This is a genomic window from Massilia sp. BKSP1R2A-1 (assembly GCF_050586525.1).
GTDB lineage: Bacteria > Pseudomonadota > Gammaproteobacteria > Burkholderiales > Burkholderiaceae_D > Telluria.
The window spans coordinates 489,010-515,912 of the sequence record NZ_JBOBRE010000001.1 but is presented as its reverse complement, the minus strand read 5'-3'; the positions used below and the strand labels follow the sequence as shown (position 1 = coordinate 515,912).

The following is a 26,903-nucleotide window of genomic DNA, read 5'->3' as shown; positions in this document are numbered from 1 at the left end:
CGGGGCCGTGCCTTCAGCGCGCCATCAGCACCGGCAGGGTCGCGTCATGCAGGAGGGTGCGGGTGACGCCGCCCAGGAAGAGCTCGCGGAACTGCGAGTGGCCGTAGCAGCCCATGACAAGCAGGTTGTAGACCTCCCGCTGGGCCAGTTCGAGCAGGGCCCGGCCGCCGTCGACGTGGCGCTCCAGCACCAGAAAATCGGCCTGCACCTCATGGCGCGCCAGGAAGGCGGCCAGGTCCGCCTGCTGCTGCGGCTCGTCCGGATCGGCCTCTCCGGACGGCCGGAACGCGACCACCGTGACGCGCACTGCGCGCCGCATCACGGGCAAGGCGGCGACGAGCGCGCGCGATGCCTCCTTGCTGCCGTTCCAGGCCACCAGCACGTGGCGTCCCATGCCATGCATCACCGGCGCGCAGGGAACGAGCAGCACTGGACGGGCGCAGGTGAAGGCCACGTACTCGGGAATGCGCCCGATGGTGTCCGCCAGGGCTTCGCTCGGGTCGTCCTGGCTGGCCACCACCAGGTCGGCGAAGCGGCCGATGCGCGCCAGCGCCTCGCTGGCCAGGTCGCATATTAGCCGCTTCTCGTACGAGACCCCGGCCTCGGCTGCAAGCACGCCGAAGGCCTCGAGGGCCCGGGACGCGGCCTCGCGCAGGGGCTCGAAGTAGCTGGCCTCGAGGCTGCCGGGCCTTGTGTGGTAGCCGTGCGGGAAGACCTCGCGCGAGATCCCGGTGACGGCCACGCCGACCAGGTGGGCGTCGTGCTCGCCGGCCAGGCGCGCCGCGAGCCCGATGCGCTTGGGCGCATGGCGCGACTCGTCCACGTGCACGACAATTGTCCTGTAGCTCATGGTGTTCCTCCTTGTCGATGGCAACGGCCCGATGGCGCGCTAGGCGTGGTGCGGCGGCCTCACCGTCGCCGGCAAACGGGCGCGGGCTGCAAGCGGACCGGCCGCGCGGCCGCGGCGCAGGGCCAGCACCGTACGGCGCGCCGTGGCCAGCACGCGCAAGCCGCAGAAGCGGTGCAGCGACAGCAGGGCGGGCAGCGCTGCCACGACCTCGCGTCCAAGCGCCAGGTCGCCCGCTTCGACCCGCGGCACGGCGTGATGCAGGGCGTTCAGGAGAAGCGCATTGTCGCGGCGCTGCTCGCGCACGCCGGGAAAGCCGATCGCCTCCATCTGGATTTCCTCCTTGCGGAAAGCTGCTTCGACGGCTGCGGCAAGGTGGCCGAAGGCGGCGGGAAAGGCGGCGTCGGGCGTATGCCCGGCGGCGCACACGCGCGCCAGCAGGGCGTTGCGCGCGTGCGCCATCGCCCGCACGACGGTGTGCGGGCCCTGGACTGATAAAGGACGAGAAACCATGGCGAAGCCTTTCGGGAATCGAACGCGAGTCGAGCAGGCAGTCTCCCTGCTGCCCACGCCCATGTGTTTGACCCACATCAAAATGCCAAGGTTCGCGTCCAAGTTTTTTGTATGGAAATAGCACAAGAGATAGAGCGAACCTTTCGTTAAAGATTTGACCTGAGTCAAACAAAGCGTTGCCCGCTTCGCTAGGCTGGTCCGGCCGGCCAACGACGGGACAATCAATGAGCATCCGCAACCTTCAGCACCTGTTCGCCCCTGCCTCCGTGGCTGTGATCGGCGCCTCGGACCGCCCGGGCAGTGTCGGCGCGACCGTCTGGCGCAACCTCGCCGGCGGCGGATATCGGGGCGCGCTGTGGCCCGTCAACCGACGCCATGCCGAGGTCGACGGACGCCAGGCCTGGTCCAGCGTGGCCGGGCTGCCCGGCGTGCCGGAACTGGCGGTCATCTGCACGCCTGCCGCCACCGTGCCCGGCCTGATAGGCGAGCTCGGCGCAGCCGGCTGCCGCGCCGCCATCGTGCTGAGCGCGGGCCTGGACGCTCCGATGCCGGGCGGCGCCCCGGGCGTCACACTGCGCCAGGCCATGCTCGAGGCGGCCCGGCCCTGGCTGCTGCGCATCCTGGGGCCGAACTGCGTGGGCCTGCTGGTTCCGGGCATCGGCCTGAACGCGAGCTTCGCCCCGAGCGGCGCCCTGCCCGGCCGGCTGGCCTTCGTGGCGCAGTCGGGCGCCCTGGTCACCGCCGTGCTCGATTGGGCGGCCGCGCGCCGCATCGGCTTTTCCTGCTTCGTCTCGCTGGGCGACGGCAGCGACGTCGATTTCGGCGACCTGCTCGACTGGCTCGCCGCCGATCCGGGCACCGACGCCATCCTGCTGTACGCGGAGAGCGTGCGCCATGCGCGCAAGTTCATGAGCGCGGCGCGCGGGGCGGCGCGCGCCAAGCCGACCCTGGTCGTCAAGTCCGGGCGCGGGGCGGAGGCGGCGCGCGCAGCCTTCAGCCATACCGGCGCGCTGGCCGGTTCCGACCTGGTCTACGACGCCGCCATCCGGCGCGCCGGCATGCTGCGCGTAAACACCACGGCCGAACTGTTCGATGCGGTGGCAATGCTGGCGCGGGTCCGCCCGCCCAGGGGCGAGCGCCTGGCCATCCTGACCAACGGCGGCGGTCCGGGCGTGATGGCGCTGGATGCGCTGATCGACGCCGGCGGCGTACCCGCGCGGCTCGGACGGGACACCCTGGCGCGCCTGGACGCCGTGCTGCCGCCGCTATGGCCGCGCGCGAATCCGGTCGACATCGTCGGCGACGCGCCGGCCGACCGCTATCGCCACGCCCTGTCGATCCTGCTCGACGCGCCCGAGGTCGACGCCGTGCTCCTGATCCACGCACCCACGGCGCTGGTGCCGAGCGCCGGGATCGCGTCCGCCCTGCTGCCGCTCATCCAGGGCGCCGGGCGCCCGGTGCTGTGCTGCTGGCTGGGCGGCCCGAGCGTGGCCGAGGCGCGCCGCCTGAGCATCGAGGCCGGAGCGCCGGTGTTCGATACCCCGGAAGAGGCGGTCAAGGGCTTCCAGCAGCTGGTGGACTACCGGCGCAATGCGGCGACGCTGGTGCAGGCGCCCGGCCCCGCCGAGCTGTCCGTGCCCGGCACCCAGGCCGCGCGCGCGCGGGTCGACGCCCTGCTCGCCGCCGGCCGCCTGGAGGCCGGCGACGCCGACGCCATGGCGCTGCTGGCCGCCTACGGCATACCGGTGCTGGCGACCGAGACCGCGGCCGACCGCGCCGGTGCGCTCGCGGCGGCATGCCGCATCGGCTATCCGGTGGCGCTCAAGATCCTGTCGCCCGACATCGTCCACAAGACCGAGGTCGGCGGCGTGGTGCTCGACCTGGCCGACGAGGGTGCCCTGAACGCGGCGATCGACGCGCTGAGCACGCGCGTGCGCACCCTGCGTCCGCAGGCCCGCATGGGAGGCTTTACGGTGCAGGCCATGGCCCGCAGGCCACACGCGCTGGAGCTGATCGTCGGCCTCACGGTCGATCCGGTCTTCGGGCCCGTGGTGCTGTTCGGCCAGGGCGGCATCGCGGTCGAGGTCACGGCCGACCAGGCGGTCGGGCTGCCGCCCCTGAACCGGATACTGGCGGCCGAACTGGTGGGCCGCACCCGGGTGGCGCGCCTGCTGGCCGGCTACCGCGGCCAGCCGCCCGCCGACCTGGACGCCCTGTATGACGTGCTCGTCCGGGTTGGCCGGATGGCGGCCGAGCTGCCCGAGCTGGCCGAACTCGACATCAATCCGCTGCTGGCCGATGCGGCAGGCGTGGTGGCGCTGGACGCCCGCCTGCGCCTGGCGCCGGTGCCCCCCGGCCAAGACGGCAGCGCCCGGCTGGCCATCCTGCCCTATCCGATGGAGCTGGAACGCCAGGTCGACAGTGCGCTCGGACCGCTGACGATCCGGCCGATCCGGCCCGAGGACGCCCAGGCCCACGTGGCCTTCTTTCGCGCACTCACGCCGGAAGACGTGCACATGCGCATGTTCGGCATGATGCGCGAACTCTCGCCACAGCAGCTGGCGCGCTTCACCCAGATCGACTACGCGCGCGAAATGGCCTTCATCGCCACCCGTCCGGCAAGCGGCGGCATCGAGACCCTGGGCGTGGCGCGGGTGGTGTTCGATCCCGACGGCGAGCGCGGCGAATTCGCGGTGACGGTGCGCTCCGACCTGAAGGGGCGGGGCCTGGGGCGCCTCCTGATGCAATGCCTGCTCGACTACTGCGCCGCACGCGGCGTCGGCCTGGTCGAGGGCGCAGCCCTGTCCGGGAACGCACGCATGCACGCGCTCGCGGCCAGCCTCGGTTTCACGCTCGACAACGCGCCGGACGGCATGGTGCGCATGCGCCGCCGCTTCGACCTTCCTCCGGAGACGCAATGAGCAAGCGCATCCTGATCATCCAGGGCCACCCTGACGGCGCGCACCGGCACCTGTGCCATGCGCTGGCCGAGGCCTATGCCGACGTCGCCCGCGCGGCCGGCCACAGCGTCGACGTCGTCGACGCCGGGCGCCTGCCCGTGCCGCTGCTGTCCGATCCCGGCGCGTGGCAGAACGAAGCGGTCCCGGCCGAGCTGCTGCCGGCGCAGCAGGCGATCGGGCGCGCCGAGCACATCGTGCTGGTCTTCCCGCTCTGGCTGGGCGACATGCCGGCGCGCCTGAAGGGCTTCCTGGAACAGGTGTTGCGTCCGGGCTTTGCGATTGCACGCACACCGGCCAATCCCATGAAGGCCGGCCTGCTGGGGGGACGCAGCGCGCGCGTGGTCGTCAACATGGGCATGCCGGCGCCCTTCTACCGCCTGTTCTACCGCGCCCATGCCCTGCAGCTCCTGCGCCGCAACATCCTCGCCTTCGTCGGCATCGGGCCGGTGGCGGCGACGGTGGTGGGCATGGCGGGCGCCATGCCCTCGGAACGGGTGGCGCGCTGGTGCGCGCGCCTGGCCCGCCTCGGGGCGCGCGCGGCCTGAAGCTCAGGCGCGCCGAGGCGCCGTGCGCGCGGCCAGCCACTTGCGCAGTTCGAGGCCCGCTAGCCCCAGCAGCGGCACGGCGACGGCGGCCGCCAGCGCGGCGGGCGGCGGCGGCGCCAGCATCAGCAGGCCGGCGGCGGCCGGCACATAGACGGCCAGCCCCAGCAGCGCGACGGCGCCTGCGGCGATCGCCCAGAACACCGGATTGGCGGCGCGCAGCGTGCGCCCGACGCCGTCGCGCTGGCGATTCGACAGCAGCAGCGCCAGGTTGCACAGCACCAGCCCGGCAAAGGCGGAGGCGCGCGCCTGCGGTTCCGGCAGCCACGACAAGGCCCAGCCGTACAGCGCCACGGCCAGCGCCAGCACCCAGCCTCCCTGCAGCAGCGCGCTCGCAAAGGCCGCACGGCCGAACAGCGCTTCGGCCGGCGCGCGCGGCGGACGGCGCATCAGGTCCGGCTCCGGCGGCTCGTTCTCGAAAGCCAGCGAGCAGGCCGGGTCGATGACCAGCTCGAGGAACACGATGTGCAGGGGATAGAGCATCACCGGCCAGCCCAGCAGCACGGGCAGCAGCGCCATGCCGGCGATCGGCACGTGCATCGCCATCACGTAGCACATCGACTTGCGCATGTTGGCGAAAATCCGCCGCCCCGCTGCGATCGACTCGACCAGCGAGGCGAAACGGTCGTCGAGCAGGGTCAGTTCGGCCGCCTCGCGCGCCACGTCGGTGCCGCGCAGGCCCATGGCCACTCCGACGTCCGCCGCGCGCAAGGCCGGGGCGTCGTTGACGCCGTCGCCCGTCATGGCGACCACGGCGCCGCCGCGCTGCAGCGCCTGGACCAGGCGCAGCTTCTGCTGCGGCGCGATGCGCGCGCACACCGTCACCCGCGCGAGGCGCTGCGCCAGCGCCGCATCGTCGAGTTCATCGATCTCCTTGCCCCCCAGCACCCCTTCCGGACCGCCATCCGCGGCTCCCAGCCCGGCCTGGCGCGCGATCGCGCGCGCGGTCTCGGGATGGTCGCCGGTGATCATCACGACACGCAGCCCGGCCACGCGGCATGCCGCCACGGCGGCAGGAATGTCCGGCCGCAGCGGGTCGGCCAGGGCGACCAGGCCGAGCAGTTCCGGCTCGAGCTCGGCCGGGTCCTCCGGCCATGCCGCCGCGGCCACGGGCAAGCTGGTACGCGCCACCGCCAGCACGCGCAGGCCATCTGCCGCCATCCGCGCCGCCGCCTCGAGCGCCGCTTCCAGCGCCGGCCCGCCGTGCGCCCGGCGGCACATCGCGGCCACCGTCTCGGGCGCCCCTTTCAGCGCGACCACGATACGGCCATCTCCGCCCTCCCAGACATGCACCAGGGCCGGACGCTGCGGGGTCAAGCCATACTCGTGCAGCATCCGCCAGCCCGCGGGCACGGCGCCGCCATCGCCCAGCGCCGTGCCGGCCAGGCGCCAGAAGGCCGCTTCCATCGGGTCGCTGCCGGGCGGACGGCTGGCGCGCAGCGCGCAGGCCAGCAGTTCGCGCTGCGCGGGCGCCAGCGCCGCATCGCCCATGGCCTCGTGCACGGCGCCGTCGCGCCACAGGCGCGCGACCGCCATCCGGTTCTCGGTCAGGGTGCCGGTCTTGTCGACGCACAACACCGAAGTGGAGCCGAGGATCTCGATCGCCGCAAGCCGGCGCGTGAGAACCTGGCTGCGCGCCAGGCGCCAGGCGCCGATCGCCGGGAATACCGTCAGGATGACGGGAAACTCTTCCGGCAGCATCGACATCGACAGGGCGATCCCCGCCAGCAGCGCCTGCAGCGGCGCGCTGCCGCGCACGATGAGCAGGGCGACCAGCAGCACGCTGACGCTGCCGCCCAGGACGGCCAGGCGCCGCGCCAGTGTCGCCGTCTCGCGCTGCAGGCGGCCGCGCGGCGGGACGATGCGCCCGAGCGCGGCGCCGATGCGCCCGATCTCGCTGCGCACGCCGGTGGCGCTGACGCTCGCGAGGCCGTGGCCCTGCACTACCAGGGTGCCGGAATACACCCAGGGCAGGCCGGCGCCGCCCGGGGCGGCCGCCGGCGCGCCCTGCGGCGCCGCCAGCTTGCCGACCGGGACCGATTCGCCGGTCAGCAGGGATTCATCCGCCAGCAGGCCGGACGCCGCCAGCAGCAGGCCGTCCGCCGGCACCCGGTCGCCCTCGCCCAGCTCGACCAGGTCGCCCTCGACCAGCTCGCTGGCCGGCAGGCGCTGCACGTGCCCGTCGCGCCACACCAGGGCGGACGGCGCGCCCAGGTCGCGCAGGGCCTTCAGTGCGCGCTCGGTGCGTCCTTCCTGGTACAGCGTCAGGCACAGCATCAGGAGCACCATGCCGAACAGGAAGGCGCCCTCGAGCGGCTCGCCCAGCACCAGGTAGACGGTCGCCGCGCCGACCAGCAGCAGGTACATGGGTTCGCCGGCGGCGTCGCGGGCGATCCGGCCCCAGCGACGTCCGCCCGCATCCGGCAGGCTGTTGGGGCCGTCGCTCGCCAGGCGCCGCGCCGCCTCCGCGCTGTCGAGCCCTTCCAGCCCGAATGCCCCGGCTTCCTGCTTCATTGCTTCCTCCGGGGCGGTGCCGGCACTTGATCGGCGCCTCTCTTTGGCGGATACTGGCCCAGACGGCTGCGACGGCCGCAAGGGGAAGTCCGATGAACGACGTGACGATCCACGAGGACGCCCACGGCTGCGCGCATTGCCCTGCGCGTGGCCGCTGCCTCGCAAGCGACGCCGGCCTGGCCGGCTGCCGGCGCCGCCTGGCACAGGGGGAAGCGCTGTTCCGGCGCGACCAGCCCTTCGCCTTCCTGTACGCCGTGCGTACGGGCCACCTCAAGGTCGCGCGCGCGGACGACCGTGGCCAGCAGCAGGTGACTGCCTTCCCTGTAGCCGGCGACCTGCTGGGCCTGGAAGCCATCGGCGCTGGACGCCACGCCTGCAGCGCGGTGGCGCTGACCTTCAGCGAAGTTTGCGAGATCCCCTATGCCGGCTTGCAGGCGGCTCTGCTCCGCACGCCAAGTCTGATGCAGCGTTTCCACGCCGCGATGAGCATGGAGATCGCACGCGAGGGAGCGCTGCTGCTGCAGGCCAGGCTGCCCGCCGGCGTACGCCTGGCCAGCCTGCTGCTGGCCCTGTCGGCGCGCCAGGCGCAGGATGGCCTGCCCGCCGGGCATCTGCACCTGCCGATGTCGCGGGCGGACATCGGCAACCATCTCGGACTGACCATCGAGAGCGTCAGCCGGCAGCTGGCGCGCTTGCGCAAGGCCGGCTGGATTGCCGTGGACGGGCGCGACATCGCGCTGCTGCGGCGCGACCGCCTCGAAGCCCTGCTGCGAACGCCTGGGGAGCATCATTCGCCCGCCTGACCCTGCGCCAGCTCGACCCGGTTCCGGCCCGTGGCCTTGGCCCGGTACATCGCGGCGTCGGCGGCGGCCAGCAGCGCGCCGAAGTCGGCATGGGCGGGGTCGAGCGCGGCCACGCCGAGGCTGATCGTGCAGGCCACCGTGCCGTCCGGCGTCTCCAGCCGGATGGCGGCCGCCGCCAGGCGCATGCGTTCGGCGCAGGCCAGGGCCTCCGCTTCCCCGGTCTCGGGCATGACGCAGACGAATTCCTCGCCGCCCACACGGCCGAAGTAGTCGCTGGCGCGCAGCTGGGCGGAACAGGCCCGGCTCACCGCGCACAGCAGCGCGTCGCCCACCGCGTGTCCCCAGCGGTCGTTGACGCGCTTGAAATAGTCGATGTCGAGCATGGCGATGGCAAGCGGGCGTCCATAGCGCCGCGCCAGCGCGAGGTCGTGCCCGGCCAGCTCGACCAGATAGCCGCGCGCCAGCACGCCGCTCAGGCTGTCGTGGCGGGCGGTCCAGGCCAGCGCGCGCTCGGCCAGGAAGTCGGCGCGCAGCAGGCGACCCTGGAACAGCGCAACGGCGGTTACCAGTACCAGCACCAGGGCATAGATGAGGGCGCAGCTGGCGAACACCGTGGGCGGCAGCACCACCGCCCCCAGCAACAGGAACAGCAGCGAAGGCGGCAGCACGAGCCCGGCCAGGCGTTGCAGGCGCGGCTCGACCAGGGCCAGGGGAAACATCGCGCCCGTGATCGCCGGCATCGCCAGCACCAGGCCGCCCGGCAGCAGCGCGGAGCTGTAGACCATGGCGCCGGCATGGGTGATGTAGACCAGGGCGCAGCGCCAGGCGATCGGGAAGCGTCCGCGCCAGGCGAAGTAGCCGGGCGCGCCCAGCAGCACCAGCGACAGGCGGACCACCATGGTGGTCGAGGCCAGGGCGGGAGCGATCCAGTAGTCCCAGGCGCCGAACAGCAGGACCCCGATCCCGAACACGAGGCCGAGGGCGGGCAGCGCGTCGGACAGGGTGCGGTCCAGCGTCTGGCCGAATTCCCGCTCGGCATCCGGGTCGAGCCTGCCGGCGAGCCGGTCGGCCAGGGCGCCCGGCCGCCAGCCCGCGCCGGCTGCCCCACTGTCTTGCGGGTGGTCCTGTCGCGCCGCCATGCGCAAGGCTGCGGCTCCCTTTCCGAAGCGCACCTTGCCGCCCGTTCAGGCCGGGGCCGCGGGACGGCGGCCGGCTCCGCCCTCTTCCAGCGGCGGTCGCAGCACCATCACCGGGACCGGGGCATAGGCCAGCACGCCCTGGGTCACGCTCCCGGCCAGCAGGCGGCTCAGGCCGCGCCGGCCATGCGAGCCCATGACGATCAGGTCGCAGCCACGCTCGCGCGCCACGTCGCCGATCGCTTCGGCCGGGTCGAGCGCGCAGCTCGCCACCGTCGTGCAGGGCACCCCTGCCTTGCTGGCGCGTCCGGCAAGGGCATTGGCGAATTCCTCGGCCTGCTTCATCATCAGGTCCATCTGCAGCCCGGGGTCCCAGGGCACCGCGCCCTCGAGCGACTGGAAGGCCGGCTCGGGGACGGCGACGGAGAGGGCGACGATCTCGCTGCCGCAGGCGCGCGCGAAGTCGATGGCGGCGTCGGCGGCCAGCTCGGACACGGGGGACCCGTCGGTCGGGACCAGGATGCGGCGGTACATGTGGCCTCCTTGTCCTAGCGGTGCACCAGCACCGGAATCGCGCTGTGGACCAGCACTTTCTGGGTCTCGCTGCCCAGCAGCAGGCCCTTGATGCCGCGCCGGCCGTGCGAGGCCATGACGATCAGGTCGCACATCCTGTCGCGCGCGGCGGAGATGATGGCCTCGTGGGGATCGTCCGAGACCATCTGGACGGTGCTGCAGGGAACCCCGGCCTCGCGCGCCACTGCCGCCGCCCCGTCGAGCAGCTGCTGGCCGTGTGCCCGGCTGGCCGTCAGGTATTCGTCGCGGGTCTGCTCCAGCATCTCGGCATTGGCGGTAAACGTGTGAAATTCCGGCGTGGCCGTCATCGCGACCACCTCGGCCCCGACGCTGCGGGCGAAATCGACGCCCGCGCGGATGGCGCGATCGGACGCCTCCGAACCGTCGGTCGGCAGCAGGATGCGCGTGTACATGACAAACCTCCAGGAGAGAAGAACCGGCGGCGCCGGCAGGGTTGACCGGGCGGATGCCCGGTTGGTGGACGTTCGATTGCTTCCCCCTCAGTCTGTTCATGCGGTCACGCATTTTGTTTGACCGAGATCAAAAATTAAGGAAGCCGGCCGCCGCGATCGCTGCCAGCAAGGGCCGGATCACCCGAATGGCTGGCTGTCGCCGAAGCAAATGCCGAGTTCGCGCGCCGTGCGCACCGTATCGCCATCGACAGGAACCCGTCTGTTACGCCCCGCCACGTCGGCCAGCGGCACGGTCACGATGTCCTCGCCGTCCAGCGCCACCATCACGCCGGACTGCCCCTGCGCCAGCGCCCGCACCGCGGCCGCGCCGAAGCGCGAGGCGGCGACCCGGTCGAAGGACGAGGGACTGCCGCCGCGCAGCAGGTGGCCCAGCACCACGCTGCGGCATTCCTTGTCCAGCCGCCCGGCCAGTGCAGTCTCGACCCAGGCGCCGATCCCGCCCAGGCGCTCGGCATGGCCGGCGCCGGGCGCCGCCCGGACTTCCGGCCGGCCTCCGCGCGGCTGCGCACCCTCGGCAGCCACCACGATGGCATGGCCGCGCCCCGCCGCCTGGCGCCGGGCGATGGCCTGGGCCACGGCGTCGATGTCGAAGGGAATTTCCGGCAGCAGGATCGCATGGGCGCCCCCGGCCAGGCCCGCGTGCAGGGCGATCCAGCCGGCGTAGCGGCCCATCACCTCGACCACCATGACGCGGTGCTGGCTGTCGGCGGTGGTGTGCAGCCGGTCGATGCATTCGGTGGCAAAGCCGACCGCGGTATCGAAGCCGAAGGTCTGGTTGGTGCCGTCGAGGTCATTGTCGATGGTCTTGGGCACCCCGACCACGGGCAATCCCTTGCCCTGCAGGCAGGCCGCGATGTCCATCGAACTGTCGCCGCCGACCATCACCAGGGCATCGACGCCGCCGGCGCGCAGCAGCGCGAGCAACTCGTCGCTGCGGTCGCGCACCGCGGCGCCGCCTGGCTCCGGATAGCGCAGCGGGTTGCCGCGGCTGGTGCTGCCGATGACGGTGCCGCCCAGGTGGCCGATGCCATGCACCGCCTCGGGCAGAAGGCGCAGCACAGGCTCGCCGAGGCAGCTGCCGGGCGCGAGCAAGCCGTTGAAACCGTCACGGATGCCCCAGCACTCCCAGCCCAGGCCGCTGGACGCGAGCACGACGGCACGGATGACGGCATTCAGGCCCGGGGCGTCGCCGCCGCCGGTGACGATGGCAATGCGCTGGATGGGCAGTCCCATGGCGGGCCTCCTTTCGATCGCGTGTCGGAGCGATTATGGCATGGCTTCCTTCTGCGCCGGCACCAGCACCGCGGCGCCGTCGATGCGGCCGGCGCGCAGCGCGTCCAGCGCCGCATTCGCCGCCTCCAGCGGATAGGCTGTCACGGAAGTGGCTACCTCGCCGTGGGCGACCTTGCGGAAGTAGGCCGCACCATCCGCGCGGCGCAGGTTCGCCACCGAGCGCAGGCAGCGCTCGCCCCACAGCAGGGAGTAGGGAAAGGACGGGATGTCGCTCATGTGGATGCCGGCGCAGACCACCACCCCGCCCTTGCGCGTGGCCGCCAGGGCCTGCGGCACCAGCTCCCCGGCAGGGGCGAACAGGATGGCGGCATCGAGCGGCACGGGCGGCGCCGTCCCGGCATCCCCGGCCCAGCTGGCCCCGAGCGAGCGCGCGAAGTCCTGCGAACGGCCGTCGCCGGGCCGGGTGAAGGCATGCACCTTGCGTCCCTCGCGCAGCGCCAGCTGGGCCAGCAGGTGGGCGGCGGCGCCGAAGCCGTACAGCCCGAGCCGGTGCGCCTCGCCCGTCATGGCGTAGGCGCGGTAGCCGATCAGCCCCGCGCACAGCAGCGGGGCCGCGTGCGCGTCGTCGTAGGCCGCGGGCAGCGCGAAGCAGTAGCGCTCGTCCGCCAGCGCGTATTCGGCAAAACCGCCATGGCGATCGTAGCCGGTGAACACCGCGTGCTCGCACAGGTTCTCGCGGCCTGCACGGCAGTAGTCGCAGGCGCCGCAACTGCCTCCGAGCCATGGCACACCGACCCGCTGCCCGAGGAAGAAGCGCGCCGCCAGCGGGCCGGCGCCGGCGACGCGGCCGGCGATCTCGTGGCCGGGAATGAGCGGCAGCAGGTGCGGGGGCAGTTCGCCGTCGACGATGTGCAGGTCGGTCCGGCAGACGGCGCAGGCCCCCACCTTGATCAGGATCTCGTGCCCCTGCGGCGCCGGGACAGGGAGCGTCGCCCTGCGCAGGCGGCGGCCTGGCGCGTCCAGCAGCATCGCCGTCATCGATGCGCTCACCGGGCGGTCTCCCCGAGGGCCGTATCCTCTCGTGCGCCGATCCAGTCCGGCATGCATGCCGGAACGCCGGTGTCGGCCAGGGCGCCGCTCCAGGCCCGGACGATGCGCCGGTATTCCACGCCGGCGCGGCGGATCCGCCGCTCCAGGTCAAACAGTCCGTTGGCCACCACGTGGCCATGCGCCGCGCGCCCGTCGATGTCCCAGTCGAGCTGGTCGGTCAGGCTGTACCACGTGAAGCCGATGACCGGGTAGTTTTCCTGGCGCAGGCGCAGCACGTTGGCCCACTGGCGCTCGAGCCAGAAGGCGGCGTTCAGGCCCTGCATCTGCTTGGTCTCGAGCGGACGCCCGTCGGGTCCGGCGATGACGGGCGCGCTGTTCTCGATGCCGGTGCAGAAGGAGAAGGAGCGCAGCAGGTTCGCCTGCGTCAGCGGCGGACAGGCGCCGCCGGTGGATGGCGTCCTCATCGTCCGGCTTCCCCGCTCCGCCCGCCCGTCATCACTGGACCGCGATCTGCTTCCTGGCGGTGCCGGGTTTCTTCGGCAGGGTCAGGTTCAGCACCCCGTCCTGGTATTTCGCCTCGGTCTTGCTGTCGTCCACTTCCTGCGGCAGGCTGAAGCTGCGGTACTGGGAGCCGCTGTAGCGTTCGCTGTACACGGTATCGCCGACGGTCTGCTCGTTTTGCCCCTGCATCGTTGCGCTGATCGACACCGTGCCGCCGTCGACCGCGATCTTGATGTCTTCCTTCTTGAATCCGGGCATGTCCGCCTTGACCAGGTATGCCTGTTCGGTCTCCTGCACGTCGATGCGGATCTGGCGTTCGGCCTCGAAACCGCGCAGGGACGGTGCAAGCGGAAAGTCGCGCATGAATTCCTCGATGCTGCGCAGGGGCGACATGCGCATGGTGTCGAGGAAGGGATCGAAGCGGGTCAGGTTGTTGGCCATGATGTTCTCCTGGTTGGTTTGTCAATGCGCTCCTCGGAAGCGGCGCTGCAGGCAGTCGCGGACAGTACTTCCCGTCCTGCCTTTGACCATCCTAGGTGCCGCTACCGTCGGCTATATGAGCCCGATCAATGTGCGCCGCTTGAAAAATGACGTTCGCGTCCTCGGCAGGCACGCCATGGCGCCGCAGCGCCGCAACCACCGGCGCGCAGGCCGCGCGCAGGCCGGCCGGGCCGTCCGCCGCAGCGGTGTCGATCACGACGGCTTGCCGGCGCTCGGCCCGGGAAAGCGCTTCGCGGTCGTTCAGTTGCCGGTCCAGCACGGCGGCGTCGGCGTCCGACGCGTCCCGGCCTTCGCGCCGCCTGGCAGCAATGCGCGCCAGCATCGTCGCGGGGTCGGCGCGCAGGTCGACCAGCAGGAAAGGCAGGCCGATGTCCCGCGCGAGATCGCGCAGGAAGGCGCGCTGGGCCGCCTTCAGGCAGGCGGCGTCGATCACCACCGGCCAGCCGGCGCAGGTCACCGCGCGCGTCAGCTCGCCCAGGCGCGCATAGGTGCGCCGCGTCGCCTCTTCGCCGTACAGCGCCGCCCGGGACGCGGCGCCGTGCAGGCGCTTGCGCTCCACGTCGGAGCGCAGCTGCACCGCGCCCAGCAGTTCGACGAGCATCCCGGCCACCGTGGTCTTGCCGCTGCCCGCCGGCCCGTGCATGGCGACGATGGCCGCCGGGGTACGGCGCGTGCAGCGGCGCGCGAACGCCAGGTAGGTCAGCGCGGCGCGCCGGCAGCCCTGCTGCTGCAGGGCCGGCATGCCGGGCTGGCGTGCGCGCAGCAGCATCACCCTCGCGCGCACCAGCGCCCGGTGCACGCGGTAGTGACGCAGCAGCGCCAGGCCGGCGTAGTCGCCGGTCTTTTCCAGATAGCGGCTCAGGAGCCGGGCCGCCAGGTCGGGGCGTCCGCGGTACGCCAGGTCCATGTGGACGAACGCGAAGTCGTCCATGACGTCGATCCAGCGCAGCCTGTCGTCGAATTCGATACAGTCGAAGGCCAGGACCTCCCCCTGCCAGGTCAGGATATTGCCGCAGTGAAGGTCGCCGTGGCATTCGCGGACCATGCCCTCGCGCTTCCTGCCCGCCACCAAGGCGGCCAGCGCCGGTCCGTGCCGCGCTTGCCATGCGCGCAGGCCGGCAAGCATCGCGTCCTGCGCGTCCCGTCCCAGCATTTCCTCGAGCGCCGCCAGGGTGGCGTCGCACGTGCCTGTCACCACCTCCGCCGTCCCCCAGGCGGACGTGGGCGGTGCGCGGGGCGCTTCCCGGTGAAAGCGCGCCAGCAGCAGCGCCAGCCGGTCGACCTCGGCGTCGCCGAGCAGGCCACCCGCAAGCCGGGCCTCCCACACGGCCGACTGGTCGAAGGCGCGCATGCGGACGGCATAGTCGGCAGGCTCCCCTGCCGCGTCGACGAGGGGACGGGGCGGTTCCCCTCCGACGGGCACGACGTCCAGGTACAGGGCGGGCGCCAGGCGGCGGTTCAATCGGTATTCCTGCTGGCAATAGAAGCGGCGCGCCTCGAGCGTGGAGCAATCAAGGAAGGGAAGGTGCAGCGCCTTCTTGAGCTTGTAGGCATACCGGCCGGCAACGAGCACCCAGGAAATATGGGTCTCGAAACGCTGCACGGCGTCCCCCCCGGCCGCCAGCGCCTCGGCCAGGCAGCCGACCAGCGCTTCCTGCCACGCCGGCGGATTCGTGGGCGCGTCTGCGGCCGATGCGCCGGCGCCGCTGCGCTTCATGATGGCGCGCGGTCCGTTTCGGCGCTCAGCCGCAGCAGGCCGGGCGAGCGCCGCAGCCGCCGGCATCGGGCATGGCGCGCCAGCCGCGCCTGTGCCACCGGGTCGCCGCTGTCGAGGCGCACCGCGCCGATCCGCCCTCCCCCGCCGATGCGCAGCCGGACCACGCGCGGCACGTCACAGGTGTCGACCGGTAGCGTGCAGCCCTCCAGGTTGCCCAGGGCACGGCAGGACTGCATCATGTGCAGTTCGTTCATATCCGTCAGCAAGACAGCATCGTTCACGGCCCGGCCCTCCTTCCGCTTGGATCGCGCGCCCGGCCGAGGATTCCCCGTGCCGGGTCCGGCATGGGCGCATCGTGAGGGAGCCGCCAGCGTCTACCGCAGCCGTCCGCAGTTTCTCATGACTCACCTCAAAGCGAGGTTGATTGCTTCGCACTTTTCCCGCCGCGAGCATCAAAACAATTCTGCTCCGTCCCTTGTTCTCCACCTATTTCACAACCTGGAGGCTAGCATGAACAGGATAGCGACCGACATGCCGGTCGTCGGCGAATGCACCGTCGGCGAATGCGCGTACAACGCCAACAACTGCTGCCGTGCGCGCGCCATCACGGTCGGCGAGGGCATCCACCCCGGCTGCGACACCTTCCTCGTCGCGACACCCCATTCCCGGGATAGCGGCCGCCATGCCGGCGTCGGCGCCTGCAAGGCCAGCGCCTGCCGGCACAACGAAGACTACGAGTGCAATGCGCAGCAGATCTCGGTGGGCCACACCGGTGATGGGGCCTGCTGCCTTACCTTCCAGCAGCGCCTGCTCGGACAGCCGGACAGCCGGCAACGCAGCCGCGCGGCGGGCTGAAAGGATTGGAACGCTGTTCTTGATCTGGATCAATGACGAGGCGTCACCCACGCAAGTATCGTGCGGTTCATATCAATCATTGTGTCCAGTCAATGAACTTATCGATCGTCAAGCGCCCCGGTCAGGCCGCCGCGCGCCTGGCCCTCGCTTTCCTGCTGGGCCTTGCGCATGCCAGCGGCGCCGCCGCTCCCGGTGCGGCGCCCCGGCCTGCACTGGTCGCCCCGCCCACCGATGCGCAGGCGCTGGCGCTACGCCTGTATGCATCCGGTCCGGCGCCGCGCTGGCTGGAAGACGGGCAGGCGCTGGCGCGCCAGGGCCTCGAGCTACTCGCCGACGCCGCTTCCCATGGCCTCGACCCCGCGCTCTACGGCACCCAGGCCCTGTCCGGGCGCCTCGAGAGCCTGCGCGGCGCGCAAGCCGACGCCGCCTTCGGACATGCGCTCAGCGTCGCGATGCTGCAGTACCTCGCCGATCTGCACGGCGGCCGCACCGCTTCTCCTTACCGGCCAGCGGCCCTCGATGGCTTCGATCCGGTGGCGCAACTGCGCCAGGCACTGGCGGCGCGACACCTCGCCCGGGCCGTGGACGCCGCGGCGCCCGCGATTCCCCTGTACGGCAGGGTCAGGGAGACGCTGGCGCGCTACCGCAGGCTGGCGCGGGAGACCGCCGCCTGGCCGGCCCTGCCACCGGCCGAAGGTGCGCTGGCTGAAGGAAGCGCCTACGCCGGTGCGGCTGCGCTGCGCGAGCGCCTGCGCCTGCTGGGCGACATCGAGGATGCCGGCGCCGGCGACGCCGACGCGGACCGCTATACACCCGCACTGGCGGCCGCCGTGCGCCGCTTCCAGTCGCGCCACGGTCTCGAGGAAGACGGCATCCTCGGCCCGGCGACGTACGCGGCCCTGGCCGTGCCGCCGGCGCACCGGGCGGCCCAGCTCGCGCTGACGCTGGAGCGCCTGCGCTGGCTGCCGCCGCTGCACGGGCGCATCGTCGCGGTCAACGTGCCGGCATATCGCCTGTGGGCATTCGAGACCGGCCCCGGCGCTCCGCCACCGCTGGAAATGCGCGTGATCGTCGGCAAGGCGGCGGGAACCCCGACGCCGCTGTTCATCGGCCAGATGCGCTATCTGGAGTTCAATCCCTACTGGAACGTGCCGCGCAGCATAGCGACGGCCGAGATCCTGCCCAGCCTGGCGCGCGATCCGGGCTGGCTGCGCCGGAACGACATGGAGCTGGTGATGGCGGACGGCCGGGTGGCCGATGCGCCCGGCGCGGCGACGCTCGCGGGGCTGCGCGCGGGGGCGGTGCGGATCAGGCAGCGCCCGGGCGCACGGAACGTGCTCGGGGCGGTGAAGTTCGCGATGCCGAACCCGATGAACATCTACCTGCATTCGACCGCGGCCCAAGAACTGTTCCGGCGCAGCCGCCGCGACCTGAGTCACGGCTGCATCCGCGTCGAGGACGCCGCTGCGCTGGCGCAGTTCGTGCTCGCCGATCCCCTACGCTGGAACGCCGAGGGCGTGACCGCGGCCATGCGCCCCGGCGCGACCCGTACCGTGACGCTGGCCGCGCCGGTGCCGGTGGTCCTGTTCTACGCCACCGCGATCGTGGACCGCCATGGCCGCGCGCTGTTCGCCGAGGACATCTACAAACGCGACGCGCCCCTGCTGCGGACCTTGCGTGACGTGAACACGTCCCCCGGAGCAGATACCGCGGCGCGGACGATGGAGGCAGCGCAAGCGAACCTCGCGACAGGCATGCAGCACAGGCGCTTCACGAGCGAAGGAGACGCACGATGAACGAAGCAACTTCCGGCATGCCGGCCGATGCGGTCCACGCCCCCTACGTTGCCCTGCAGGCTCTCTCTTCCCCCGCGGTCTGCGGCCAGTGCGGCGCCGTGCATGCCGACGGCCAGTGGCAATGGTCGCCGGCGCCGCCGGGCGCCGCCACCACCACCTGTCCGGCCTGCCTGCGCATGGGGGACCGCCAACCCGCGGGCGAGCTCACCATCGATGCCCCGCTGAGCCGCGCCCACCGCGAAACCATCGTCGCGCTCGCCGCGCGGTGGCGGCGCGCGCGCAGCTGCCGACGGCGCACTGACCACCACGACCACCGATCCTCACCTGGCGCGCGGCTTGGGCGAGGCGCTGCAAGATCGCTTCCGGGCCCGCGCCACCTATACCTTCGCCAAGAGCGAGCACATGCTGCGGGTGGAGGTGAGGCCCTGAGCGCCTGACCGTGTGTCACCCGGCCGCCCCCGGCGGGCGCGGCGCGATGCCGAGTGCGCGCTCGACCTCGACCAGGTCGCGCACCGTCGCCAGCAGCGAATCCGGGTTGCGGCTGATCGCGTCGATGCCCTGTTCGACCAGGTAGCGCGCCACCTCCGGATAGTCGGACGGCGCCTGCCCGCAGATGCCGACATGGCGGCCGTTGCGCCGCGCGCCGGCGATGGCCTGGCGCAGCATCTCGAGCACGCCCGGATCGCGCTCGTCGAAGTCGAAGGCGACGATGTCGGAATCCCGGTCCACGCCCAGCACCAGCTGGGTCAGGTCGTTCGAGCCGATCGAAAAGCCGTCGAACAGGCGGGCGAAGGCGTCGACCTGGATGACGTTGTTGGGAATCTCGCACATGACGTAGATCTCGAGCCCGTCCCTGCCGCGCTCCAGGCCGTGTTCGGCCATCGCGCTCAGCACGGCCTCGGCTTCCTGCACGCGGCGGCAGAAGGGAATCATCAGGCGCAGGTTGGACAGGCCCATCTCCTCGCGCACCCGGCGCATCGCGCGGCACTCGAGCGCGAAGCCGGGCGCGTAGGCCGGGTGGGCATAGCGCGCGGCGCCGCGAAAGCCGAGCATCGGGTTGGCCTCGAGCGGCTCGAAGGCGGCGCCGCCGAGCAGGCTGGCGTATTCGTTGGTCTTGAAATCGGACATGCGCACGATGACGGGCTTCGGGTAGAACGCCGCCGCGATCGTGGCGACACCCTCGGCCAGTTCGCGCACGAAATAGTCGGCCGGCGTGGCGTGCCCGGCGGACAGGCGCGCGATCTCCGCGCGCGCCGCCGGGTCGTCGATGCGCTCGGGCTGCACCAGCGCCATCGGGTGGATGCGGATGTGCTCGGCGATGATGAATTCCAACCGCGCCAGGCCGACCCCGTCGTTCGGCAGGAAGCGCGTGCGGAAGGCAATGTCGGGATTGCCGATGTTGAGCATCATGCGGGTGCGCGGCATGGGCAGCGCGGACAGGTCGGTAGCGGTGCGGCGAAACGGCAGGCGCCCGGCGTAGACATGGCCGGTGGCGCCCTCGGCGCAGGACACCGTGACCTCGTCGCCGGTGCGGATGGATGCGGTCGCGTCGCCGCAGCCGACCAGCGCCGGGACCCCGGTTTCCCGCGCCACGATGGCCGCGTGGCAGGTGCGTCCGCCGTGGTCGGTCACCACGCCGGCCGCGGTCTTCATGACGGTGCCCCAGTCCGGCATGGTGGTCTCGGCAACCAGGATCTCGCCGGGAAGGAAGGCGGCCAGCTGGCCGACGTCGGCGATCACCCGGGCACGGCCGCTAGCCACCTTGCTGCCGACCGCGCGTCCGGTCGCGCGTACTTCGCCCCTGCCTTCCAGCCGGTATTCGTCGAGCAGCGTGGCCGAACGGCGCGGTCGGCCGGTTGCAGGTGGTGCCCGGGCTGCCGGCCGGCGCGTACACCATGCGCACTTCCTTGCCGCCCAGGCTGCGCCGCAACACGGCGCGCCTGCCCGCGCGCAGCGCCGGCTTGAACGCGGGGGCCGTGGCCGCCCGTGCGCGGGGCGCAGGCGTGCCCTGCGAAACGGAAACGGCCTACTCGCTCAGCCCCGGCGAAGCGATCATCGCCGCGGCCCATGCGCGGCAATGCGACCTGATCGTCATGGGCTCGCACGGCGTGCGCGGGCTCACGGCCGACATCGCGGGCAGCGTCACCCGGCACGTCCTTGCCTACTCGGCGATTCCGGTGGTGATGCTGCGCCCTCCCCGTGACGACACGTCGCCGATGGCGGGCCAGGGAACGTTCTGACGCCGGCCCGGCCACGTCCCGACGGCGTGGCGCGCGGTCGAAGCGATCTGTCGCGCGGCAGCGGATGCCGCCGCCCCCACGTTGCCCAGCCCGGCCAGCCCGCTGTCGACTTGCCGGGGCAATGGCTGCGCCGCTCTTTCCGGCAAATCCACACCTGGAAAATTCTATTGAAATATATAGTGTCAGTACATATAATGTGGTTCAGTAGATTAAACGGATAGGGACATGCCCGATACACGACAACTCGATTTGCGCGCCATGCGCGCCGCCGCCACCCAGGCCTGCGCCCTCCTGAAGGTACTGGGCAATCCGGACCGCCTGATGCTGCTGTGCCAGCTGACCCAGGGCGAATATGCGGTCGGCGAACTGGAAAGCCTGCTGGGGATCGTCCAGCCCACGCTGTCGCAGCAGCTTGCCGTGCTGCGCGAGGAAAAGCTGGTCGGCACGCGCCGCGAAGGCAAGCAGATCTTCTACCGGATCGACAGCGACGCGGCGCTGGCGGTCATGCAGGTGCTGTACCAGCAGTTCTGCCTGCCAAACCAGGGAGTCGCGACATGAACATCGATTGGGTCCACTTCACGCCCGGCAGCGCGCTCGCGGGCGGCTTGATCATCGGCGCCGCCGCCGCCGCCTTCATCCTGCTCAACGGCCGCGTCGCCGGCATCAGCGGCATCCTCGGCGGCCTGCTGCGCCCCGCCTCCGGCGATATCGGCTGGCGCCTCGCCTTTCTGCTGGGCCTGGCTGGCGCCCCGCTCGCCTACGCGCTGGTCGCGACGCCGCCCGCCGTCACCGTCGCAGCGGATGAACTGACCCTGGCGGCGGCCGGGCTGCTGGTCGGCCTGGGCACCCGCTATGGCGCGGGCTGCACCAGCGGACACGGCGTCTGCGGCCTGTCGCGCCGCTCGCCCCGTTCGCTGGCGGCGACAGCGGCCTTCATGCTGGCCGGCTTCGCGACCGTGTTCGCCGTCCGCCACCTGCTCACGTAACCACAAGGAGTCCACCATGCCCATCCTGACGGCATTCTTCGTCGGCCTCGTCTTCGGCATCGGCCTGATCGTGTCCGGCATGACCGACCCCGCGAAGGTCCTCGGCTTCCTCGACCTGGCCGGCGACTGGGATCCGTCGCTGGCCTTCGTGATGGCCGGCGCGATCCTGGTCGGGCTGCTCGCCTTCCGCAGCGCCGAGCGGCGCGAACGCTCGCTGCTGGGCGAGCCGATGCGCCTGCCGACCGCGACCCGCATCGACCGCCGCCTGCTGCTTGGCGCGCTGGCCTTCGGCGCCGGCTGGGGGCTGGCGGGCTATTGCCCGGGTCCGGCGCTGGCGTCGCTTGCGCTCGGCGGCGTCAAGCCGCTGATCTTCACGCTGGCGATGGTCGCGGGCATGGGACTGTTCGAGCTGATCGAAAGGACCAGGACTGCCCGCTCCACCCGGAGGGCCTGAAGCATGGACGGATTGCCCCTGGCAGCCCCGCCCGGCCTCGCGGTCGGACTGATCCTGGCGCCGACCGGCGCCAGCGTGGCCGAGGCCGGGCCGATCGGGCTGCTGGCGGTCGGCATGGTCGGCAAAGTCCTGCTCGCCCCAGTTGCCGCAGCGTAGTGCATTCGCTTTCAGGAGAACGCCATGAACATCAATCCGATTCAATTGTTCGATACCGAATCCTCGACCTATACCTATATCCTGGCCGCGCCCGGGGAAGAGGAAGCCGTCATCATCGATCCGGTGGCGCGCCACCTGGAGCGCGACCTCCGGCACCTGGAACGCCTGGGCCTGCGCCTGCGCTACGTGCTCGAGACGCATGCGCATGCGGACCACGTGACCTCGGCCGGCCGCCTGCGCGAACGCACCGGCGCGGCGGCGGCCGTGCCCGCGGGCTGCGGCATCGCGCCCGCCGAGCTGCAGCTGCGCGACGGCGACGTAATCCGTTTCGGGACGAACGAAGAGATCCGCGTGCTGCATACGCCGGGCCACACTGCGGGCAGCATGAGCTACGTCTGGCGCGGCAATGTGTTCACCGGCGACACGCTCCTGATCGACGGCTGCGGACGCACCGACTTCCAGAGCGGCAGCGCGGAGGCGCTGTACGACAGCATCAGGGACAAGCTGTTCGCGCTGCCGGACGAGACCCGCGTGTGGCCGGGCCACGACTACAGGGAGCAGGCGGTCTCGACGATCGGCTGGGAAAAGCGGCACAACGCACGCCTGGCCGGGCGCAGCCGGGAAGCATTCGTGCAGCTCATGGCGGAGTTGCATCTCCCGAAGCCGAAGATGATCGATGTGGCGGTGCCGGCGAACCAGAACCTGGGATTGCCGCACGGGGTGTGAGAAGGCGCCGATGAAATGAACAAGGCTCCCGGTGGGAGCCTTGTTCATTCCTACTGGCGGAGAGGGTGGGATTCGCCCACGTGCCGCGGGCCGCCCTTGCGCAAGCATGCGCGAGGCTTCGAATCCCACGCGAGAGCCCCTCAGGGGTTCTCTCCTTTCCGCCACAAAAATGAAAAGGGCCCCATTCGGGGCCCTTTTCATTTTCTTGGCGGAGAGGGTGGGATTCGAACCCACGGTACGGTCACCCGTACGCCTGATTTCGAGTCAGGTACATTCGACCACTCTGCCACCTCTCCTGAATCGGTGCTGCGGTCGCTCGTATGCGAGAGACAAGATTATAGCGTCGCTCTTGCAAAAACGGAAGAGCAATTTAATCCTGTGCGGAAAAACTTGCTCTTCGAAGCATCAGGCGGCGTTCAGGCGCTCCAGACCGGCCATGTACGGACGCAGCACTTCCGGAATGACCACGCTGCCATCCGCCTGCTGGTAGTTCTCCAGCACCGCAACCAGCGTGCGGCCGACCGCCAGCCCCGAACCGTTCAGCGTATGCAGCAGTTCCGGCTTGCCGGCCGCATTACGGAAACGCGCCTGCATGCGGCGTGCCTGGAAGGCTTCGCAGTTCGACAGCGAAGAAATCTCGCGGTAGGTGTTCTGCGCCGGCAGCCAGACTTCGAGGTCGTAGGTCTTGGCGGCCGAGAAGCCCATGTCGCCGGTGCACAACTGCATGACGCGGTACGGCAGGCCCAGCGAGGTCAGGATGAATTCAGCCTGGCCCACCATCTCTTCCAGCGCCGCGTAGGACTGCTCCGGATGCACGACCTGCACGAGCTCGACCTTGTCGAACTGGTGCTGGCGGATCATGCCGCGGGTGTCGCGGCCGTAGCTGCCGGCTTCCGAGCGGAAGCACGGGGTGTGGGCGGTCATGCGGATCGGCAGTTCGTCCAGCGCCACGATCTCGTCGCGCACGACGTTGGTCAGCGACACTTCCGACGTCGGGATCAGGTAGAAGTGCTCGCCCTCGCCTTCCGCGCCGCCCTTCTTCACCGAGAACAGGTCGGCTTCGAACTTCGGCAGCTGGCCGGTGCCGCGCAGCGAATCGGCGTTGACCATATAGGGGGTGTAGCACTCGGTGTAGCCGTGCTTGCTGGTGTGCGTATCGAGCATGTACTGGGCCAGTGCGCGGTGCAGGCGCGCCATGCCGCCCTTCATCATCGAGAAGCGCGAACCGGTCAGCTTGGTCGCGGTATCGAAGTCCAGGCCCAGCTTTTCGCCGATGTCGACGTGGTCCCTGACCTCGAAGTCGAAGCTCGGCGGCGTGCCGACCTTGCGGACTTCGACGTTGCCCGATTCGTCCGTGCCCTGCGGGGTGCTTTCGTGCGGCAGGTTCGGCACGGCTTCCATGAAGCGCGCCATCCTGTCCTGCACATCGGCGAGCTTGCCTTCGTTGGCCTTCAGTTCGTCGCCCAGGCCGGCCACTTCCGCCATCACGGCCGTGGTGTCCTCGCCCTTGCCCTTCATCATGCCGATCTGCTTGGACAGCGAGTTGCGCTTGCCCTGCAGTTCCTCGGTGCGCGTCTGGATCGCTTTGCGTTCGGCTTCGAGGGCGTTGAATGCAGCCACGTCGAGCTGGAACTTGCGGGTCGCCAGGCGCGCGGCGACGTTGTCGATGTCTTTGCGGAGAAGTTGGATGTCAATCATGTCGGGGACGCTTGCGTATGTCGAAAACACAATTGTACCAAGCCGACAGACAATCCTAGCGAGATTCGGCAATGGGATTGCCCGGGTTCTTCGCTGGCCCGCTGTTGCCCTACTTCTGCATTACTTCAGGCCGGCCTTTTCAGCAACGCTCAGGCGCGGCGCCTTGACGACGACGACGTGCACGGTGGAGTCGATCAGGACGGCGGCTTCCTTCTGGGCGACTTCAACCGGGCGCGAAGCGGCGGTGGCGTAGCTGGCGAGCAGGCCCAGAGCAGCGGCACCGAGGAAGATGGCTTCGAAGTTTTTGCGGATGTTCATGGTGTGCTCCTTTGGGTTCGTCAGGTGATTCGGTATGGTTGAACTTTACCGATCGCCCCGATCCATCGCCATCGACATGCGATGAAGCGCCAAAAACAGGGAGCAGAATGCGCAAAGCGCGGACCGACCGCAAAAAAGCGGCGCGAACCGCGCGTGATGCGTGCAGATGGTGGAAAAACGGCTCAGCCGCCCTTGTCGCCGGGCTGGGATTCGCCGCGCGCGTCCTCGTCGAGGCCGCGCAGGAAAGCCAGCTTCTCGGCCACTTTCGACTCGACGCCGCGCGGCACCGGCTGGTACCAGCCGGGCTCCGGCATCCCGTCCGGAAGATAGGTTTCGCCGGCCGCATAGGCATGCGGCTCGTCGTGGGCGTAGCGGTAGGCGTGGCCGTAGCCGAGCTCCTTCATGAGCTTCGTCGGCGCATTGCGCAGGTGCACCGGCACCTCGCGCGACTTGTCCTTCTTGACGAACGCCATGGCCGCGTTGAAGGCGTTGTAGCCGGCATTGCTCTTGGCCGCGATCGCGAGATAGATGACGGCCTGGCCCAGCGCCAGCTCGCCTTCCGGCGAACCGAGGCGCTCGTAGGTCGTGGCCGCGTCGTTGGCGATCTGGAGCGCCCGCGGGTCGGCCAGGCCGATGTCTTCCCAGGCCATGCGCACGATGCGGCGCGACAGGTACTTGGCGTCGGCGCCGCCATCGAGCATGCGGCACAGCCAATACAGGGCCGCATCCGGATGCGAGCCGCGCACCGATTTATGCAGGGCGGATATCTGGTCGTAGAAGTTGTCGCCGCCCTTGTCGAAGCGGCGCGCGTTGAGGGTCAGGGCGTTCTCGACGAAGTCCTTGGTGATGCGGGTGACGCCCGAGGTATCGGCCGAGGTCTTGGTCTGCTCGAGCAGGTTCAGGAAGCGCCGCGCGTCCCCGTCCGCGTAACCCACCAGGGTGTCGACCGCGATCTCGTCAAAGCTCAGGTGCTGCAGCACCCGCTCCTGGGCGCGCTTGAGCAGCTGGCGCATCTCCTCGTCGCTCAAGGCCTTGAGCACATAGACCTGGGAGCGCGACAGCAGCGCCGAGTTGACTTCAAAGGACGGGTTCTCGGTGGTCGCGCCAATCAGGGTCACCAGCCCGGACTCGACGAAAGGCAGCAGCGCATCCTGCTGCGATTTATTGAAACGGTGGATCTCGTCGATGAACAGGATGGTGTGCTTGCCGCGCGCGAGGTACTGCTCCGCTTGTTCGACGGCGGCGCGGATGTCCTTCACGCCCGAGAGCACGGCCGACAGCGCGATGAACTCGCAGTCGAATGCATACGCGGTCAGGCGCGCCAGCGTGGTCTTGCCGACGCCGGGCGGACCCCACAGGATCATGGAATGCGGCTTGCCCGACTTGAACACCAGGTTCAGGGGCTTGCCCGGGCCGAGCAGGTGGCTCTGGCCGATCACCTCGTCGATGGTGCGCGGGCGCAGGGCTTCGGCCAGCGGCGGGGCGGGTTCGGTTTTGAAGAGATCGTCCATGCGCCTAGTGTAAACGATAGGCGCTTTCGGAGAGTGACGCCTTACTGGCTGACCACGTCGGCGCCCTTCGGCACGTCAAACTTGAACTGCTGGGCGCCCAGCGCCGGATTGCGCTGGAAGTTGGTGAATTTCAGGACCGAGACTGCGCCGAACTGGTCCTTCAGTTCCATGGCCACCGGCACGCCGCCCTTCAGCCCGATGCCGATCTGTTCGAAGGTGGTGTCCTTCGTCTTCGGCACGGCGGTCAGCCATTCGGCGCCGTCACGCTCGCCGGCTTCGGAAAGGGTGAAATTCTTTTCCAGGTCGTTGGAGCCGAACAGGATGGCGGCCGGGGAAGAACCCAGGGCGTTGCCGAGTTTGCGGGTGGTGACCTGGTTCAGGTCCTTGTCGTAGATGTACAGGGTTTCGCCGTCGGCCTGCAAGAGCTGCTCGTAGGGCTTCCGGTAGGTCCAGATGAACTTGCCGGGGCGGGCGAACACGAAGGTGCCGCTGGAGACCGGGGCGGCCTTGCCGGACTTGGACTTGCCGGTTTGCTGCTGGGTGAAGTCGCCCCTGGCGGACTTGGTGCCGGCGACAAAGGACTTGAACTGGTCGAGGGCGCTGGCGTGGGCGGCGCCGGAGAACGCCAGGGTGCTCGTTGCGATGAATGCTGCGATGACTTGGGGGGTGAATTTCATCTGTCTATTCCTCTTGTTGTGGTCCCTCACCCGTGTGTTGAACGCGTGGGCGGGGGACCGCCC

General features: G+C 70.6%; 28 protein-coding genes and 1 tRNA gene. 11 read left to right on the top strand and 18 right to left on the bottom strand.

Annotated features, from left to right (window positions below):
* Positions 1–13 precede the first annotated feature (13 nt).
* Positions 14–850: a universal stress protein gene (locus tag ACQ7JA_RS02310; RefSeq protein WP_430894289.1), complete on the bottom strand. Its 837-nt coding sequence runs from the start codon at positions 848–850 to the stop codon at positions 14–16.
* A 39-nt stretch (positions 851–889) separates the two neighbouring features.
* Positions 890–1,360 (bottom strand): hypothetical protein, encoded by a 471-nt coding sequence (locus tag ACQ7JA_RS02305; protein ID WP_430894288.1) that lies wholly within the window; start codon positions 1,358–1,360, stop codon positions 890–892.
* Positions 1,361–1,584: 224 nt separating this feature from the next.
* Between ACQ7JA_RS02305 and ACQ7JA_RS02300 the strand changes: the two genes are divergently transcribed.
* Together ACQ7JA_RS02300 and ACQ7JA_RS02295 are read left to right on the top strand one after the other, a co-directional pair.
* A complete protein-coding gene (locus ACQ7JA_RS02300) occupies positions 1,585–4,281 on the top strand; it encodes a GNAT family N-acetyltransferase (RefSeq protein WP_430894287.1) in 2,697 nt (898 codons plus the stop codon).
* Positions 4,278–4,865: an NAD(P)H-dependent oxidoreductase gene (locus ACQ7JA_RS02295; protein ID WP_430894286.1), complete on the top strand. Its 588-nt coding sequence runs from the start codon at positions 4,278–4,280 to the stop codon at positions 4,863–4,865. Before ACQ7JA_RS02300 ends, ACQ7JA_RS02295 begins: the two co-directional genes overlap by 4 nt.
* A gap of 3 nt (positions 4,866–4,868) precedes the next feature.
* Here ACQ7JA_RS02295 and ACQ7JA_RS02290 read toward each other — a convergent pair whose 3' ends face one another.
* Positions 4,869–7,436: a cation-translocating P-type ATPase gene (locus ACQ7JA_RS02290; protein ID WP_430894285.1), complete on the bottom strand. Its 2,568-nt coding sequence runs from the start codon at positions 7,434–7,436 to the stop codon at positions 4,869–4,871.
* A 92-nt stretch (positions 7,437–7,528) separates the two neighbouring features.
* Between ACQ7JA_RS02290 and ACQ7JA_RS02285 the strand changes: the two genes are divergently transcribed.
* A complete protein-coding gene (locus tag ACQ7JA_RS02285) occupies positions 7,529–8,239 on the top strand; it encodes a helix-turn-helix domain-containing protein (protein WP_430894284.1) in 711 nt (236 codons plus the stop codon).
* Here ACQ7JA_RS02285 and ACQ7JA_RS02280 read toward each other — a convergent pair.
* The 9 genes from ACQ7JA_RS02280 to ACQ7JA_RS02240 all read right to left on the bottom strand — a co-directional run bounded on the left by ACQ7JA_RS02280 (position 8,224) and on the right by ACQ7JA_RS02240 (position 15,704).
* A complete protein-coding gene (locus ACQ7JA_RS02280) occupies positions 8,224–9,378 on the bottom strand; it encodes a GGDEF domain-containing protein (RefSeq protein ID WP_430894283.1) in 1,155 nt (384 codons plus the stop codon). The two genes, ACQ7JA_RS02285 and ACQ7JA_RS02280, sit on opposite strands and share 16 nt — an antisense overlap.
* A 45-nt stretch (positions 9,379–9,423) precedes the next feature.
* Positions 9,424–9,909, bottom strand: a complete 486-nt coding sequence (locus ACQ7JA_RS02275) for a universal stress protein (protein WP_430894282.1) — start codon at positions 9,907–9,909, stop codon at positions 9,424–9,426.
* Between the two features lie 14 nt (positions 9,910–9,923).
* Positions 9,924–10,361, bottom strand: a complete 438-nt coding sequence (locus tag ACQ7JA_RS02270) for a universal stress protein (protein ID WP_430894281.1) — start codon at positions 10,359–10,361, stop codon at positions 9,924–9,926.
* A gap of 177 nt (positions 10,362–10,538) precedes the next feature.
* Positions 10,539–11,654, bottom strand: coding sequence for a 6-phosphofructokinase (locus ACQ7JA_RS02265; protein WP_430894280.1), 1,116 nt, complete (start codon positions 11,652–11,654; stop codon positions 10,539–10,541).
* Positions 11,655–11,687: 33 nt separating this feature from the next.
* Entirely contained in the window at positions 11,688–12,692 is a 1,005-nt protein-coding gene (locus ACQ7JA_RS02260) for a zinc-dependent alcohol dehydrogenase family protein (RefSeq protein ID WP_430894515.1), read from the bottom strand.
* 8 nt (positions 12,693–12,700) lie between these two features.
* Complete coding sequence (locus ACQ7JA_RS02255) at positions 12,701–13,168, bottom strand: hypothetical protein (protein ID WP_430894279.1); 468 nt, start codon at positions 13,166–13,168, stop codon at positions 12,701–12,703.
* Positions 13,169–13,199: 31 nt separating this feature from the next.
* Positions 13,200–13,646 (bottom strand): Hsp20/alpha crystallin family protein, encoded by a 447-nt coding sequence (locus ACQ7JA_RS02250; protein WP_430894278.1) that lies wholly within the window; start codon positions 13,644–13,646, stop codon positions 13,200–13,202.
* A 91-nt stretch (positions 13,647–13,737) separates the two neighbouring features.
* Entirely contained in the window at positions 13,738–15,423 is a 1,686-nt protein-coding gene (locus ACQ7JA_RS02245) for an AAA family ATPase (RefSeq protein ID WP_430894277.1), read from the bottom strand.
* Positions 15,420–15,704, bottom strand: coding sequence for a hypothetical protein (locus ACQ7JA_RS02240; RefSeq protein ID WP_430894276.1), 285 nt, complete (start codon positions 15,702–15,704; stop codon positions 15,420–15,422). Before ACQ7JA_RS02240 ends, ACQ7JA_RS02245 begins: the two co-directional genes overlap by 4 nt.
* Before the next feature lie 229 nt (positions 15,705–15,933).
* Between ACQ7JA_RS02240 and ACQ7JA_RS02235 the strand changes: the two genes are divergently transcribed.
* Both ACQ7JA_RS02235 and ACQ7JA_RS02230 read left to right on the top strand, forming a co-directional pair.
* Positions 15,934–16,278 (top strand): DUF1540 domain-containing protein, encoded by a 345-nt coding sequence (locus tag ACQ7JA_RS02235; protein ID WP_430894275.1) that lies wholly within the window; start codon positions 15,934–15,936, stop codon positions 16,276–16,278.
* 92 nt (positions 16,279–16,370) lie between these two features.
* The gene (locus ACQ7JA_RS02230) at positions 16,371–18,074 is read left to right on the top strand and encodes a L,D-transpeptidase family protein (RefSeq protein WP_430894274.1); all 1,704 of its coding nucleotides are present in this window, start codon (positions 16,371–16,373) and stop codon (positions 18,072–18,074) included.
* 444 nt (positions 18,075–18,518) lie between these two features.
* Here the strand turns inward: ACQ7JA_RS02230 and ppsA are convergent, their stop codons facing one another.
* A complete protein-coding gene (gene ppsA / locus ACQ7JA_RS02225) occupies positions 18,519–19,886 on the bottom strand; it encodes a phosphoenolpyruvate synthase (protein WP_430894513.1) in 1,368 nt (455 codons plus the stop codon).
* Positions 19,887–19,969: 83 nt separating this feature from the next.
* On the opposite strand from ppsA, the gene ACQ7JA_RS02220 reads away from it, so the two are divergent.
* The 6 genes from ACQ7JA_RS02220 to ACQ7JA_RS02195 all read left to right on the top strand — a co-directional run bounded on the left by ACQ7JA_RS02220 (position 19,970) and on the right by ACQ7JA_RS02195 (position 22,636).
* Positions 19,970–20,314, top strand: coding sequence for a universal stress protein (locus ACQ7JA_RS02220; RefSeq protein WP_430894273.1), 345 nt, complete (start codon positions 19,970–19,972; stop codon positions 20,312–20,314).
* Between the two features lie 225 nt (positions 20,315–20,539).
* Positions 20,540–20,872 (top strand): metalloregulator ArsR/SmtB family transcription factor, encoded by a 333-nt coding sequence (locus ACQ7JA_RS02215; RefSeq protein ID WP_430894272.1) that lies wholly within the window; start codon positions 20,540–20,542, stop codon positions 20,870–20,872.
* Positions 20,869–21,300 (top strand): YeeE/YedE family protein, encoded by a 432-nt coding sequence (locus tag ACQ7JA_RS02210; protein WP_430894271.1) that lies wholly within the window; start codon positions 20,869–20,871, stop codon positions 21,298–21,300. Before ACQ7JA_RS02215 ends, ACQ7JA_RS02210 begins: the two co-directional genes overlap by 4 nt.
* A gap of 16 nt (positions 21,301–21,316) precedes the next feature.
* On the top strand, positions 21,317–21,754 hold the full coding sequence (locus ACQ7JA_RS02205) for a YeeE/YedE family protein (protein ID WP_430894270.1): 438 nt from the start codon (positions 21,317–21,319) through the stop codon (positions 21,752–21,754).
* Positions 21,755–21,757: 3 nt separating this feature from the next.
* Complete coding sequence (locus tag ACQ7JA_RS02200; protein ID WP_430894269.1) at positions 21,758–21,910, top strand: hypothetical protein; 153 nt, start codon at positions 21,758–21,760, stop codon at positions 21,908–21,910.
* Between the two features lie 24 nt (positions 21,911–21,934).
* Positions 21,935–22,636: an MBL fold metallo-hydrolase gene (locus ACQ7JA_RS02195; RefSeq protein ID WP_430894268.1), complete on the top strand. Its 702-nt coding sequence runs from the start codon at positions 21,935–21,937 to the stop codon at positions 22,634–22,636.
* A gap of 206 nt (positions 22,637–22,842) precedes the next feature.
* Here the strand turns inward: ACQ7JA_RS02195 and ACQ7JA_RS02190 are convergent.
* From ACQ7JA_RS02190 to lolA, 5 genes are all read right to left on the bottom strand, one after another.
* Positions 22,843–22,932: transfer RNA gene (locus ACQ7JA_RS02190), tRNA-Ser, on the bottom strand.
* A 109-nt stretch (positions 22,933–23,041) separates the two neighbouring features.
* Positions 23,042–24,334 carry a serine--tRNA ligase gene (serS, locus tag ACQ7JA_RS02185; protein ID WP_430894267.1) on the bottom strand — a complete coding sequence of 431 codons (1,293 nt, stop codon included), beginning with the start codon at positions 24,332–24,334 and terminating at the stop codon, positions 23,042–23,044.
* A gap of 120 nt (positions 24,335–24,454) precedes the next feature.
* Positions 24,455–24,652, bottom strand: a complete 198-nt coding sequence (locus ACQ7JA_RS02180; protein ID WP_430894266.1) for a hypothetical protein — start codon at positions 24,650–24,652, stop codon at positions 24,455–24,457.
* A 182-nt stretch (positions 24,653–24,834) separates the two neighbouring features.
* Positions 24,835–26,163 (bottom strand): replication-associated recombination protein A, encoded by a 1,329-nt coding sequence (locus tag ACQ7JA_RS02175; RefSeq protein ID WP_430894265.1) that lies wholly within the window; start codon positions 26,161–26,163, stop codon positions 24,835–24,837.
* Positions 26,164–26,204: 41 nt separating this feature from the next.
* The gene (lolA, locus tag ACQ7JA_RS02170; RefSeq protein WP_430894264.1) at positions 26,205–26,840 is read right to left on the bottom strand and encodes an outer membrane lipoprotein chaperone LolA; all 636 of its coding nucleotides are present in this window, start codon (positions 26,838–26,840) and stop codon (positions 26,205–26,207) included.
* Positions 26,841–26,903: the final 63 nt, after the last annotated feature.